Genomic DNA, 13,761 nt, shown 5'->3' on the forward strand with positions numbered 1-13,761 from the left:
AAATTGATTTTTGACTGTGATTATTTCCTTAAATTTTCTAGAAAATCAACTACTGCACTATGTGAAACAACGTGGTGTTTGAAATGTTTTTTGGTCAAAATACGTTCTTCTTCATTGGCTTCAAACTGGTTTAGGATATTATTTAAATGCATTTTCATGTGGCCGTCTTGAATACCGGTGGTTGTGAGCGAGCGCAATGCGGCAAAGTTTTGAGCCAATCCAGCAACTGCTACGATTTGCATTAATTCTTCAGCTGATGGTTTCTCCAGCATTTCTAAAGATAATTTTACCAAAGGATGCAGTGATGTTAAACCGCCAACAGTTCCTAAAGCTAATGGTATTTCCAGCCAAAAACTGAATATTCCGTTTTCTATTTTGGCATGGGACAAGCTGGAATATTGACCGTTTTTTGAAGCGTAAGCATGAATTCCGGCTTCGACCGCTCTAAAATCGTTTCCTGTGGCAAGAACAACAGCATCAATTCCGTTCATGATTCCTTTATTGTGGGTCACTGCGCGGAAAGGTTCTACTTCGGCAATTTGAACCGCCTGGATAAATTTGGATGCAAATTCATGTGGGTTTTCGATATGCTTCTCAACTAAATTTTCGATAGGACAAGATACTTCGGCGCGGACAATGCAGTCTGGAACATAGTTGGAAAGAATGCTCATTATTACTTCTATGTTTTTTTCTTCTTCTGAAAATAACTCGAAAGCCAATGCTTCCTCCTTTAATGTTTTGGCAAATACTTCCAAGCAGGAGTTTATGAAATTGGCTCCCATGCTGTCTTTTGTTTCAAAAGTGGCATGAAGCTGATGGTAATTTGGGAGTAAATTGATCTTGTCTTTCAGTATGATGTCCAAAATACCGCCACCGCGTTTTTGCATGTTCTTAGTGATGTTTTCGGTTGAATCAAATAATTTTGATTTCAATTGGGTAAAGAACAGTGCTAATTTTGATGTATCTCCTTTATAGATAAAATGAACTTGTCCAATTTTTTCAGTATTAATAACGGTTGCTTTAAAACCACCGCGTGTTGACCAAAATTTGGCTGCTTTGGAAGCCGCTGCAACTACAGAGCTTTCCTCAATAGCCATTGGAACGGTGTGATATTTCCCGTTAATCAGGAAATTTGGCGCTACTCCCAGCGGAATATAAAAATTGGATATGGTGTTTTCTATGAATTCATCATGCAGTTTCTGAATTTTTTCATCGGCATTCCAATAGTTTTTCAGTAATGTAACTGCCTCGTTTGGAGTTGAAAAATAGTTATTGGCAATCCAGTTTATTTTTTCTTCTTTGGATAATTTAGAAAATCCGGCAACTGCGTTATTCATAGAGTATAAATTATAGCTTTATCGCAGCAAAGATACATATTCATTTATTTTATTTTAGAATTGATTTTGTTCTGCTTATTGCGAAAAACTGAAAGCTTGGTTTTTATAAAAAACGTAAGATTGTTTTACGAATGTCAGCGGCTTCCTGTTTATTTTCACGTCGGAAGAAAATATCACTTTTGCAGCTGTTTTGGGTTAATTTTTAAATATTGCCTATTTAATGGGAAGAATGTTTGGTATTAATTCAATCGTTGAAAAACATTCATAGGGATTGTTAAAAATATTATTTTATAACATTTAACAGCATAAAAGTGTTTTATTTGAGTAAATTTCACTAAAATTGTTGTTTTTATAACTTAATCCATATTATGTATTTGAATAAAATTACTGCGTTACTTTTCTTTTTGTGTATTACGGTATTCGGGCAGCAAAAAGTCACTGTTGATGAGATTTTTACAGGCGCTTTCCGAGCCAAAGGGATGGATGAATTACAATCGTTGCAAAACACCAATCAATATACGGTATTGAATTTTGACAGAGCAACAAGGAGCATGCAAATTGATCTTTATGATTTTGCTACCTTAAAAAAAGAGTCAAACCTAATTGACACTAAAAACTTTGCAGCACTTGTAGACGGAATAGACAGTTATACGTTTGATGCTTCTGAAAAGCAACTATTAATTGCATGTAGCTCTGATAAAATTTTCCGCCACTCTTTTGCCTCAGATTATTTTTTATATGATCTGACAACCAGAACTCTAACAAAACTTTTTGATTTTAAAGTGCAGGAGCCTACTTTCTCTCCTGATGGGACAAAAATTGCTTACGCTAAAGGAAATAATTTATATGTGTATGATGTCGCTTCGAAAAAATCGACAGCAATTACATCAGACGGAAAAAAGAATTCTATCATTAATGGTATTACAGACTGGGTTTATGAAGAAGAATTTGCTTTTGTAAGAGCTTTTGATTGGAGTAAAGACAGTAAAAAAATAGCTTTTATCCGTTTTGATGAAAGTGAGGTTCCAGAATTTTCGATGTCAATTTTTCAAAAAAGTCTGTATCCAACTATTGAGACTTTCAAATACCCGAAAGCTGGAGAAAAAAATGCAACAGTTTCTTTACATATTTATGATGTAGCGGGCAGCATAGCCAAAAAAGTTGATTTAGGAAATTATAAGGATTTTTATATTGCGAGACTGAAATGGACAAATGACAGCAATGTATTGTCGGCTCAGGTTTTAAACCGTCATCAGGATAATCTGGATTTGTTATTTATTGACGGGACAACAGCTAACGCAAAAGTGGTTTTGAACGAAAAAGACAAAGCATATGTTGATGTAACTGATAATTTAACGTTCTTACAAGACAACAGTTTTATCTGGACAAGTGAAAAAGACGGTTTTAACCACATTTATATTTATGATAAAACAGGGAAACTTAAAAATCAAATTACAAAAGGAAACTGGGAAGTTACTTCATACTACGGTTTCGACGAAAAAACAAAAACCATTTTTTATCAGTCTACAGAAAATGGTTCTATTAACAGAGATGTTTACAGCATAGCATTAGACGGAAAAAACAAAATACGTTTGACTAAAAATACAGGAACTAATACGGCTACTTTCAGCCCTAATTTCCAATTCTTCATTAATACTTTCTCAAGCGCAGCTCAGCCTACAGTTTATAGTTTAAATGAGTCAAAAACTGGGAAAGAAATTAAGGTTATCGAAAATAATCAGGAACTTGCTTCTAAATTAAAAGGCTATAATTTGCCTTTTAAAGAGTTTTTTGTTTTAAAAACAGCCAAAGGAAATGAGCTTAATGCTTGGCTGATTAAGCCAAAAGATTTTGATGCTTCAAAAAAATATCCTGTTTTTATGTACCAATATTCAGGACCAGGATCACAACAGGTAAATAACGAATGGAATTCTGCTGATGATTATTGGTTTATGATGTTAGCACAGCAAGGTTATATTGTGGCTTGTGTTGATGGTAGAGGAACTGGTTTTAAAGGTGCCGATTTCAAGAAAGTAACACAGCTGCAATTAGGGAAATATGAAGTTGAAGATCAAATTGATGCTGCCAAAGTGATAGGAGCTTATTCTTATGTAGATGCTTCAAGAATTGGTATTTTTGGCTGGTCTTATGGCGGATTTATGGCATCAAACTGTATTTTTCAGGGAGCCGATGTTTTCAAAATGGCAATCGCAGTAGCGCCTGTAACCAACTGGCGTTTTTATGACAGCATTTACACCGAAAGATACATGCAGACTCCACAAGAGAATGCAAGCGGATATGATACTAATTCGCCAATTAATCATGTAGATAAATTAAAAGGGAAATTTCTTTTGATTCATGGTTCTGGTGATGATAATGTGCATGTTCAAAATTCGATGCAAATGATGGAAGCATTAATTCAGTCTAATAAGCAATTTGATTCTCAAATATATCCAGACAAAAATCATGGTATATATGGAGGGAAAACAAGGATTCAGCTGTATAATAAAATGACTAACTTTATCAAGGAAAATTTATAACCCAAATCATAACCTAAACAAAAACCCAAACAAAAAAATGACAGAAACTAAAACGAATACAGCACATCCAAAAGGGCTTTGGGTGCTGTTTGGAACCGAAATGTGGGAGCGTTTCAACTTCTACGGAATGCGGACCCTATTAACCCTGTTTTTAGTAAATTCTTTATTAATGAAAGAAGAAGATGCTTCTTTAATTTATGGAGGTTTTCTTGGACTCTGTTATTTGACTCCAATGTTAGGAGGTTTTATTGCAGATCGTTTTTTTGGAAATAGAAACTGTATTATGCTGGGCGGATTATTAATGGCTATAGGGCAATTATTATTATTTACCAGTGCAAGTATTTTTGGTGATAATCTAGGGTTAGCTACAGCTATAATGTATTCGGGATTAGGAGTAATTATTTTTGGGAATGGTTTTTTTAAGCCAAATATTTCCAGTATGGTGGGAAGCTTGTATCCAAAACAGGAAAAAACAAAATTGGATACTGCTTTTACCATTTTCTATATGGGAATCAACATAGGAGCTTTTTTAGGTCAATTTATATGTCCATTAGTAGGAGATGTTAAAAGTGAAGGTGGCATAAGAGATATTCATGCTTTCAAATGGGGATTTCTTGCAGCGGCGATTGCAATGCTTATAGGGACGCTGGTGTTTTATTTCTTAAAAAATAAATATGTGGTTACTCCTGATGGTAAACCATTAGGAGGGCTTCCATCTAAAAATGAATCATCTGATTATGAAGAAGGAGAAGCTCAAAGTGCAGTTTTTTCGACTAAATCATTAATAGTTTCAGTATTGGCTTTTATTGGAATGTTCTTTTTGTTTCATTTTTCAGTAGATGGAGATAATGTTGTTAAAACCATTATTTATCCAATCATTTATGCCTGTGGTATAACTTTGGCAGGTTTAATTTTATCTGACAGTTCATTGACAAAAGTTGAAAAAGACCGAATTTGGGTTATTTATATAATTTCTTTTTTCATTATTTTCTTTTGGGCAGCATTTGAGCAGGCAGGTTCTTCATTAACTTTTATTGCGGATAACCAAACGGATAGAGACTTTTTTGGTTGGCCAATGCCAGCATCAATGGTTCAGATTTTTAATGGATTATTTGTTGTTGCATTAGCGGTTCCATTCAGTATATTGTGGGATAAATTAAGAGCTAAAGACAAAGAACCAATTTCTCCGGTTAAATTGGCTTTGGGACTATTAATAATTGCTATAAGCTTTTTTATGATTGCCAATCAGGTAAAAGACCTTGGTAATTCTGGATTATTGGCTGTAAAATGGTTGATCTTGTTGTATTTATTGAATACTTGTGCAGAACTTTGTTTATCTCCAATCGGTTTGTCATTGGTAGGTAAATTATCACCAAAACGTTTTTCTTCTTTATTATATGGCGTATTTTTCTTGTCGAATGCATCTGGATATGCACTAGCGGGAACTTTAGGAGCAATATTGCCAGCCACAGGAGACAAATTTGTAAAAGCAAAAGAATTAGGTATAGATCTTCAGGCTGTATTGGATAAAAAAATAATACCAACAGCTGAACAATTACAATTATTGGACAAAAATCAAATTATGGATCATAACCCAGTTTTTGTTGGGTTTGAAATTCATAATTTATTTGAATTCTTTATGGTTTTTGTAAGTTTAACTGGGCTTGCAGCATTATTATTATTTGCATTAACTCCATTTTTGAAAAAAATGATGCACGGTGTCAGATAATTTAATAAAATAAAAAAATACTGGAAACATCATCTTTTGGATTCAATCTGAAAGATGATGTTTTTTATTTATACACTTAAAATAATTATAATGGAACAGAATTTAAGTTTAGAACAAATTCAAAATTTTAAAGGAAAATATCCTAAGCAATTGTGGTATTTGTTTACTGTTGAAATGTGGGAGCGGTTTTGCTTTTATGGAATGCGTGGTGTTTTAACCTTTTTTATGGTAGATCAGCTTTTGCTAAAAGATGAAGCGGCTAATTTACAATATGGAGCTATTCAGGCATTTGTATATGCTTTTACTTTTATTGGAGGTATTTTTGCTGATAAAGTTTTAGGTTTTAAGAAATCATTGTTTTTTGGAGGAATCGTTATGATTTTAGGAAATTTGCTTATTGCTTTTGCCCCTCAACATCTGTTTTATTACGGCTTAGCATTTTCAATAATTGGGACAGGTTTTTTTAAGCCTAATATTTCCTCAATGGTTGGAGAACTTTATCATGAAAACGATCATAGAAGAGATGCAGGTTATGGAATGTTTTATGCCGGAATTAATATTGGCGGTTTTTTTGGTGGTATTTTGTGTATTTATTTAGGGAAATATTATTCTTGGCCATTGTGTTTTCTTTCAGCTGCAATTGTCATGATGTTTGGGCTGCTTACTTTTTTGTTTACTAAAAAACATCTTGGACCAATTGGGGATTCTCCGTTGCTGCATTTAGAGCCAAGTAAAAGAAAATTTAGAGAAATTGCGGTTTATATAGGATCGTTATTAAGTATTCCATTTATTTTTATAATGGTAAAAAATACCGATTACACGGATTATTTCATGTACACAATTGGTATAATTGCTATTATTTATTTTCTGTATGAAGTTATAAAATTAGGGGATGTAAAATTGCAGAAAAAGATGATTGCCGCTTTTACGTTTATTTTCTTTTATTTAGTATTTAATGCAATCTATGAGCAAAGCGGAGGTTCATTATCATTGTTTGCCAAAGATAATTTAAGTCATGATCTGCTTGGATTCAATGTTGATCCAAATGCGGTAAACAACAGTTCTAACACATTGTTTGTTGTTATATTTAGCCCTTTAGTTGGGTTGCTTTGGCTTTGGTTAGCCAAAAAGAAGATAGAGCCTAATACATTAATTAAGTTTGGAATTGGATTTTTGTTTTTATCGGCTTCATTTTATATTTTTTATTACACTAAATTTTTTGCCGATGTTAACGGAATCACCTCATTGAACGTGTTCACATTCGCTTATTTGGTAACAACAATTGGAGAGCTGTGTTTAGGTCCTATCGGAATGTCAATTATTACTAAGCTTTCGCCAAAAAGACTCTTTGGAATGATGATGGGATTGTGGTTTTTAGCAAGTGCCTTTGGTCAGTTATTTGCAGGGAAATTGGGTGCCGAGATTTCTAAATCAAATACCGGAACAACTTTGATGTCTAAGCTGCAGTCATACACAGACGGGTATTATCAATTGGCTGTTTATTCGCTGGCCGCAGGGGTTATCTTGATTGTGATCTCGCCTTTAATTAAAAAATTAATGCAAGAAGTAAAGTAAGTGATTATTTTTGCTGTTATTTTGTATAAATTTGTAAATTAGAAATATATTTTTAAAGTAAATAAAGTTCAGTTTTTGAATTTGCTTAAATGAATTAATAAAAACGTTAGATGAAAAAAATAATTTTAATCGCATTCTTTTTTATTGGGCTGAGTGTTTCTCAAGCGCAAGAATTAAAATGGTACACAGATGTAAAAGAAGCTATTAAAGTTTCAAACAATGAGAAAAAACCATTACTGTTATTTTTTACAGGAAGTGATTGGTGCGGGTGGTGTATCCGTCTGCAAAATGAAGTATTAAAAACACCTGAATTCAGTACATGGGCAAATAAAAATGTAATTCTTGTAGAATTGGATTATCCTAGAAGGACTGTACAGCCTGAAGCTGTTAAAGCACAAAATAACGAATTGCAGGAAGTATTCAAGATACAAGGTTTTCCAACGATTTATTTTGCAAATGCTAAGGTTAATAAAGAAGGAAAGATAAATTTTGAAGGTTTGGGAAGTACTGGTTATGTGGCTGGAGGTCCTGCCGCATGGATTGCTTCAGCAGATCCGTTTGTAAAAAAACCTGCTTTAACTCCAGAACCTAAAGCTAAATCAAAAACTAAAAAAGCATAAAAAATATTAGTTGATTTTAAAGAATCCCTTTTCTGCAGTTGCATGGAAAGGGATTTTTTGTTTAGAACAAGTTACTTCCCATTTTTTTTGAACTGACTTATAATTTGATGCATCGGCAACAAGAATCTTGGGTTTTATAGTTTGCAGTAATCGGTCAAGATTGAGTTTTGGAGACTGTGTCAGCAGCAAAACATCAGGGTGAATATTCTTGGGGAATACCATTGAACTGTCTATCAAAAGGATTTTTTTTCCTTTAAAATAAAACAGATTTTTTAATTTCGGCTGTTCTTTTAAAACGCTGAAATTAGCAGTCAGATAAGAAGACAGTATTGCATTGTTCTTGAGGTTTTTTAAAACACTGTCATTAGCATATACAGTTGCTGTAGTTCCATTTCTTTCTATGAGCTGTGTTTTTTTGGAGGTGTTCAAGACTATGAATTCGGTTTGATTCTGAATCTCCCATTTGGTTGCAATGCAGGATAATTGGAGTGTTATTACAGCTGATAATACTACGAATACACTTTTGGTATTTCTCCGCTGCAATGCAATAATCATTGTAATAATTACCAAATAACTGCTTATCAGAAGGGGAGTATTTAAAGGAATGTTTTTTATAATGAATTGTTCAAATGAAGCAATGAAACCAATTATTTTGTCCAAATAATGAATACTTAATTCCAGTGTTTTTGCCGGATAATAAGGAACCCAGTTAAAAGAGGCTAATATCATAACTAAACAGCCAACTCCCATAATAATACTTAGGAATGGAATCACAATGATGTTTGTAACAAAGAACAGTTCAGGAAATTGATGAAAATAATAAATGCTTAGTGGCAGCGTGCCAATCTGTGCCGCAAATGAAACGGTTAATATGTCCCAAAAGTAGTTCCCGATTTTGTTTTTTGGTCTCCAGATATTTGCCAATAAAGGCTGAAGCCAAACGATAAAAAATAGCGCTGCATAACTCAGTTGAAAACCTACATCGAATAAAAAGGAAGGCTGAAATAATAAAATAAGTAAGATTGAAACAAGCAGTGTATGGTAAATGTTGATGCTTCTTCTTAAATACTGACCAATAGCAACAAACGAAAACATCGTTACAGACCGCACCACCGAAGGAGCAAGCCCTGCCAGAATTCCAAAAAGGAACAAACTGGCAAGTATAATTAACAGTTTGATGAAAGCGCCTTTTTTGGTGTTTGGAAAAGGTTTCAGCACAAAAGTGATAAACAACAGTATAAACCCAATATGCAATCCCGAAACCGACAGAATATGCACGGCTCCCGCATATTGATAGTCCTGTGTGGTTTCTGGGTCTATGTCCTGCTGCTGTCCCATAATTAAGGCAACAGCCACGTTTAATTCTTTATTGCTGAATTTGTTTTTTTCTAAATTTTGGATAATCCGAGATCTGAATTGCGATGTGTAATACCAAATGTCTTTTGTTATTTCTGAGTTGAGCTGTATTTCATTTGGGACAGCATAGAGCTGGGCATAGATTTGTTTGTTTTCGAGATATTTGGAATAATCAAATTGATTTGGATTTTTTTGGGCAGTGTTTTTGTTTAATGAAGCATTTATTTTTAATTGATTTCCAATGATAAAAGGATGCGTCAAGCTGTCTTTACGGATGTTGAGCAGAATTCGGCCAGATGCTTCTTCTTGATTAACCGAATTCAACAGGGCAATATAGCGTTCATTGAAAGCGTTACTTTTTAATTTTTCCCTTAATGTTAGCGTGAAAGTGTGTTTTGTATCGAAGATATTTTTGTAATGGGTGTAGTTGTTTTTTTGGTTCGAATCGGTGTGGACAGTTTGTGTAGTGGCACCAATCGAAAAGGCGAGGAGATAAACCGCGATGCCGAAAAACAGTTGAAATTTGGTGTTTTTTTTGCTTGAATAATATGTACTGATAAAAATAATAACAGTTATAACCAAAAAAGCAAATATTGCAGGGGGAATTGGTCTTAGGAAATATACCGTGAATATACCTGATATAAAGGCTGTTGTGATTCTGGCTAATGGGAATTGTAGTACTTTCATACTGCCAAAATACAAATATTTTTGTAAGAAATAAAACCTTTTTTTAATTATGGTTTGCGAAGGGTGTCTTAGAGATGCTTAACAGATGTTAACCTGAGTTTGATTAATACAAAGCAAAAACAGTTATTATAAACAAAATTTACATTAAGTGAATTTATGGCTGTAAATTCCTATATTTGAAAATGAATAGGATAAAACAAACTTTCGGTTAAAGTTCCTAAATATAGGTTGATTCATTAAGGTTTGTTTTACGTTCAAAGAGTTATCCTAAGCTTAAAAAAATATAACTAAATCTGAATAATATGAGCCAAATGTATAAGAGTTTTATTGAGTCTAAAGGTTATTCTACTGATTTACAGGAATGTATTGAGAAAACAGTTGACGAATTAACAAAAAACAGGACGAATTTTAATGACCCAGGAATGTTGCTCGGGAAAATCCAAAGCGGAAAAACTAGGACATTTATCGGAATTATAGCACTTGCTTTTGACAGAGGTTATAATATTTGCGTAATATTCACGAAGGGTACAAAGGCACTTGCTGAACAAACTATGAAACGTCTAGATAATGAGTTTTTTCAATTCATTGAAAATGATGAACTAAAAGTTTATGACATTATGAGCTTGCCATCACTGACACCATACATTAAGCAACAAAATCTCATTTTTATAGTAAAAAAAGAGACAAACAATCTTGACCATTTAGTAAAACTATTTATAAATAACCCTGATTTGTCACAAAAGAAAGTACTATTTGTTGACGACGAGGCAGATTTTGCAAGTATTGGATTTAAAAGAGACCGCAGTGCTCAAAGTGGAATTTCTATAAATGTATTAGCCCAAAAAATAAATTCTATACGACAAGGGTTTGAAAATAACTACAGTTTTTTACAAGTTACAGCGACACCATATTCTTTGTATTTGCAACCAGGTGGTGAATTAGAATTAAACAGTGATGTGTTTGAGCCTATTAAGCCCGCTTTTACATCTTTGGTTCCAATTCACGATGCTTACATTGGAGGACAACAATATTTTGAAGAATCTCAAAATCCAGAATCTCCATATTCTAAGCTTTATACAAGAGTTCCTGACAATGAAATTGAAGTTCTAAACAGAAGAGACCAACGTTATCTTAATAATATAACTACAACACCAAATCTTTCTGTATTTCGAAGTGCAATTATGAATTTTTTAGTTGGCGGTTCAATCCGAATTCTTCAAAATGAATTAAATCAAAAAAAATATAAATGCAGTTTTATTATACACACATCAACAACAAAAGACAGGCATCAATGGCAAATTGAACTCGTTGAAGCATTGTTATCAAGTCTTACTGAGTCAGCATCAACCGAAAGTCAAGATTTAAAAGATTTAATTGAAATATCTTATTCGGATTTAGCAGAATCAATTGAGATGAACGGAGATAATTCTTTTACTCTTCAAAGAGTTACTAAGAAAGTTATAGAAGCACTAAATGATGGTTATGTAGGAGTTACAAAAATTAATTCTGAAAATCAGATAGCTGCTTTATTAGATCGAAATGGTCAATTAAGGCTTGACAACCCATTCAATATTTTTATAGGTGGACAGATACTTGATAGAGGCATTACCATTGACAATTTAATAGGATTCTTTTATGGAAGAAACCCGAATACATTTCAACAAGATACTGTTTTACAGCATTCTCGAATGTATGGAGCCCGAAGTTCAAAAGATATGGCATTAACAAGACTTTATACATCAAGTAGGATATATAATGCTCTCCTCTCAATGCACGAATTTGACTCAGCTTTGCGTGATGCTTTTGAAGAAGGTATTCACAATGGGGATAATAGTGTTGTATTTGTTGAGAGAGATGAACAGGGATTAATTAGACCATGTGCACCTAATAAAATCCTAATTACATCAACCCATACTATACGACCACACTCACGATTTCTTCCTGTGGGATTTCAAACAAAAGCTAGAACACATATTCAAACCACAATTACTGAAATAGATAGAATATTAAATGAATTTTCAAATGGAAATTTTGAACAACCATTTCTATTAGATGTTGAAAAGGTTTTCGAATTAATTGATTTGATAAACTCAACATTTGAATTCGAAGAAAGATATGAGAACATAGGTCTTGAATGGGATTATCTAACCTTCAAAGCAATTTTAAGAAGACTTCAAGCAAATATTTCAAATCAAGATTTAAAAGGAAAAATCTATTGTTATGTACAAACAAATAGAAATCTAAGTCGAAAAAAAAATAACGGACTAACATTTTCGGATGCACCTGATGATGGTAATACTGATAGAAGAATTGCAAGAAATGTTTCAAATGAAACTGCTTGCTTAATTCTCCTTAAACAAAATGGTTTAAAGGTTAATGGTTGGCGAGATGCAGAATTTTGGTGGCCAATATTAATGACACCTCTGAATTCTAGGCCAGCGGTATTTGCAAGTGAAACAATGAATTGAAAATAAAAACCATCCGGTTACATTGGCTAAATTTAAAAAAACAGTATCTATTTATACAAATTTAATGACACCGAAAAACAACCTGATTTAGTCCCAAACCTCTTGTGGAAAGCAACACGTTAACAAAAAATCCAAATGCCTTCTTCTTCAAAATTAATAACCAAACTCAAATTTTTAACCGCATCGTTTGTTTCGGGTGAGGGATAGAAGCAAGCTACCGAAGTAGTGCGGATAGCCCGATCTCGTTGCAATATGATTTGAATTTTAATGCAACGAGAGCACGCCCAAAATATTCTAAAAATTACTTTATAGAATCAACAATTAAATGAGCTGTTTTTTTGCTGGCGCCTATTCCGCCTAGTTTTTCTTCGAGTAAATCATAGTTTTCGAGCAACGTTTTGCGGTAATTGGGTTCCAGAATTTTGGTTAATTCTTCTCGGATGCGCTTGGTTGAGCAATCGTCCTGAATCAATTCGGTGACAACTTCTCTGTCCATGATTAGGTTGACGAGCGAAATGTATTTTAGGGTGATGATGCGTTTGGCGATTTGATAGGAAGCCCAGCTGCCTTTGTAGCAAACGACTTCGGGAACTTTGAAAAGAGCAGTTTCGAGTGTTGCCGTTCCTGAGGTTACCAGTGCTGCGGTGGCATTGCGCAATAAAGCATAAGTTTTGTTGGAAATGAATTTTATGTTTTCGCCAGAAATGAATTGCTGGTAAAAGGATAATTCCTGGCTTGGCGCTCCCGCAATTACAAATTGATAATCGGGAAAATCACTGACAACGCTTAACATTACCGACAGCATTTTGCTGATTTCCTGTTTTCGGCTACCGGGTAAAATGGCAATAATCGGTTTTTCGGACAATTGATTTTCGATTCTGAAAGTATTGGTGTCAACACCCGATTGGTTGTGAATGGCATCAATCAACGGATGACCGACAAATTCAACTGGGAATTTATGTTTGACTTCGTAGAAATCTTTTTCAAAAGGCAGAATCACGTACATTTTGTCAACGTCATGTTTGATGGCTTTGATTCGGTTTTCTTTCCAAGCCCAAATTTGAGGGGAAATATAGTAATGATTTTTATAACCGGTTTGCTTCGCCCATTTGGCGATCCGCATGTTGAAACCGGGATAATCGATGTAAATAATCACATCTGGTTTGAATTGCGTAATATTATTTTTGCAGATAGTGATATTATTTAAAATGGTCTTCAGATTAAAAATCACTTCGACAAACCCCATAAAAGCCAGTTCACGATAGTGTTTTACCAAAGTTCCGCCTACATTTTGCATCAAATCGCCACCCCAAAAAAGGATGTCGGCATTTGGGTCCTCTTCATAGAGCGCTTTCATCAAATTAGAGCCATGTAAATCTCCAGAAGCTTCTCCTGCAATAATATAGTATTTCATTTTTGTAATTTTTTAGATGAACAAAGATAGTGTTT

The 13,761-nt window shown here is 33.8% G+C and carries 8 protein-coding genes; 5 read left to right on the top strand and 3 right to left on the bottom strand.

The annotated features are described in order from the left end of the window. Positions 1-20 precede the first annotated feature (20 nt). On the bottom strand, positions 21-1,337 hold the full coding sequence (locus CLU83_RS18875) for a hydroxymethylglutaryl-CoA reductase, degradative (RefSeq protein WP_100433038.1): 1,317 nt from the start codon (positions 1,335-1,337) through the stop codon (positions 21-23). Positions 1,338-1,705: 368 nt separating this feature from the next. Between CLU83_RS18875 and CLU83_RS18880 the strand changes: the two genes are divergently transcribed. From CLU83_RS18880 to CLU83_RS18895, 4 genes are all read left to right on the top strand, one after another. Further along, entirely contained in the window at positions 1,706-3,877 is a 2,172-nt protein-coding gene (locus tag CLU83_RS18880) for a S9 family peptidase (protein ID WP_100433039.1), read from the top strand. A 37-nt stretch (positions 3,878-3,914) separates the two neighbouring features. Continuing rightward, positions 3,915-5,606: a peptide MFS transporter gene (locus CLU83_RS18885; RefSeq protein WP_100433040.1), complete on the top strand. Its 1,692-nt coding sequence runs from the start codon at positions 3,915-3,917 to the stop codon at positions 5,604-5,606. A gap of 90 nt (positions 5,607-5,696) precedes the next feature. Continuing rightward, positions 5,697-7,181 (top strand): peptide MFS transporter, encoded by a 1,485-nt coding sequence (locus tag CLU83_RS18890; protein WP_100433798.1) that lies wholly within the window; start codon positions 5,697-5,699, stop codon positions 7,179-7,181. A gap of 110 nt (positions 7,182-7,291) precedes the next feature. Further along, positions 7,292-7,801: a thioredoxin family protein gene (locus tag CLU83_RS18895; RefSeq protein WP_100433041.1), complete on the top strand. Its 510-nt coding sequence runs from the start codon at positions 7,292-7,294 to the stop codon at positions 7,799-7,801. Between the two features lie 6 nt (positions 7,802-7,807). Here the strand turns inward: CLU83_RS18895 and CLU83_RS18900 are convergent, their stop codons facing one another. After that, positions 7,808-9,844: a ComEC/Rec2 family competence protein gene (locus CLU83_RS18900; protein WP_100433042.1), complete on the bottom strand. Its 2,037-nt coding sequence runs from the start codon at positions 9,842-9,844 to the stop codon at positions 7,808-7,810. A gap of 302 nt (positions 9,845-10,146) precedes the next feature. Here CLU83_RS18900 and CLU83_RS18905 point away from each other — a divergent pair, with 302 nt between their 5' ends. Further along, entirely contained in the window at positions 10,147-12,312 is a 2,166-nt protein-coding gene (locus tag CLU83_RS18905; protein ID WP_100433043.1) for a Z1 domain-containing protein, read from the top strand. A 301-nt stretch (positions 12,313-12,613) separates the two neighbouring features. Here CLU83_RS18905 and lpxB read toward each other — a convergent pair whose 3' ends face one another. Further along, positions 12,614-13,726, bottom strand: a complete 1,113-nt coding sequence (gene lpxB / locus CLU83_RS18910) for a lipid-A-disaccharide synthase (RefSeq protein ID WP_100433044.1) — start codon at positions 13,724-13,726, stop codon at positions 12,614-12,616. Positions 13,727-13,761: the final 35 nt, after the last annotated feature.

Source organism: Flavobacterium sp. 1 (assembly GCF_002797935.1).
Lineage (GTDB): Bacteria > Bacteroidota > Bacteroidia > Flavobacteriales > Flavobacteriaceae > Flavobacterium.

Coding starts and splice junctions, on each gene's coding strand:
- CLU83_RS18875 (WP_100433038.1), bottom strand. CDS start 1,337: ATGAATAACGCAGTTGCCGGATTTTCTAAATTATCCAAAGAAGAAAAA.
- CLU83_RS18880 (WP_100433039.1), top strand. CDS start 1,706: ATGTATTTGAATAAAATTACTGCGTTACTTTTCTTTTTGTGTATTACG.
- CLU83_RS18885 (WP_100433040.1), top strand. CDS start 3,915: ATGACAGAAACTAAAACGAATACAGCACATCCAAAAGGGCTTTGGGTG.
- CLU83_RS18890 (WP_100433798.1), top strand. CDS start 5,697: ATGGAACAGAATTTAAGTTTAGAACAAATTCAAAATTTTAAAGGAAAA.
- CLU83_RS18895 (WP_100433041.1), top strand. CDS start 7,292: ATGAAAAAAATAATTTTAATCGCATTCTTTTTTATTGGGCTGAGTGTT.
- CLU83_RS18900 (WP_100433042.1), bottom strand. CDS start 9,844: ATGAAAGTACTACAATTCCCATTAGCCAGAATCACAACAGCCTTTATA.
- CLU83_RS18905 (WP_100433043.1), top strand. CDS start 10,147: ATGAGCCAAATGTATAAGAGTTTTATTGAGTCTAAAGGTTATTCTACT.
- lpxB (WP_100433044.1), bottom strand. CDS start 13,726: ATGAAATACTATATTATTGCAGGAGAAGCTTCTGGAGATTTACATGGC.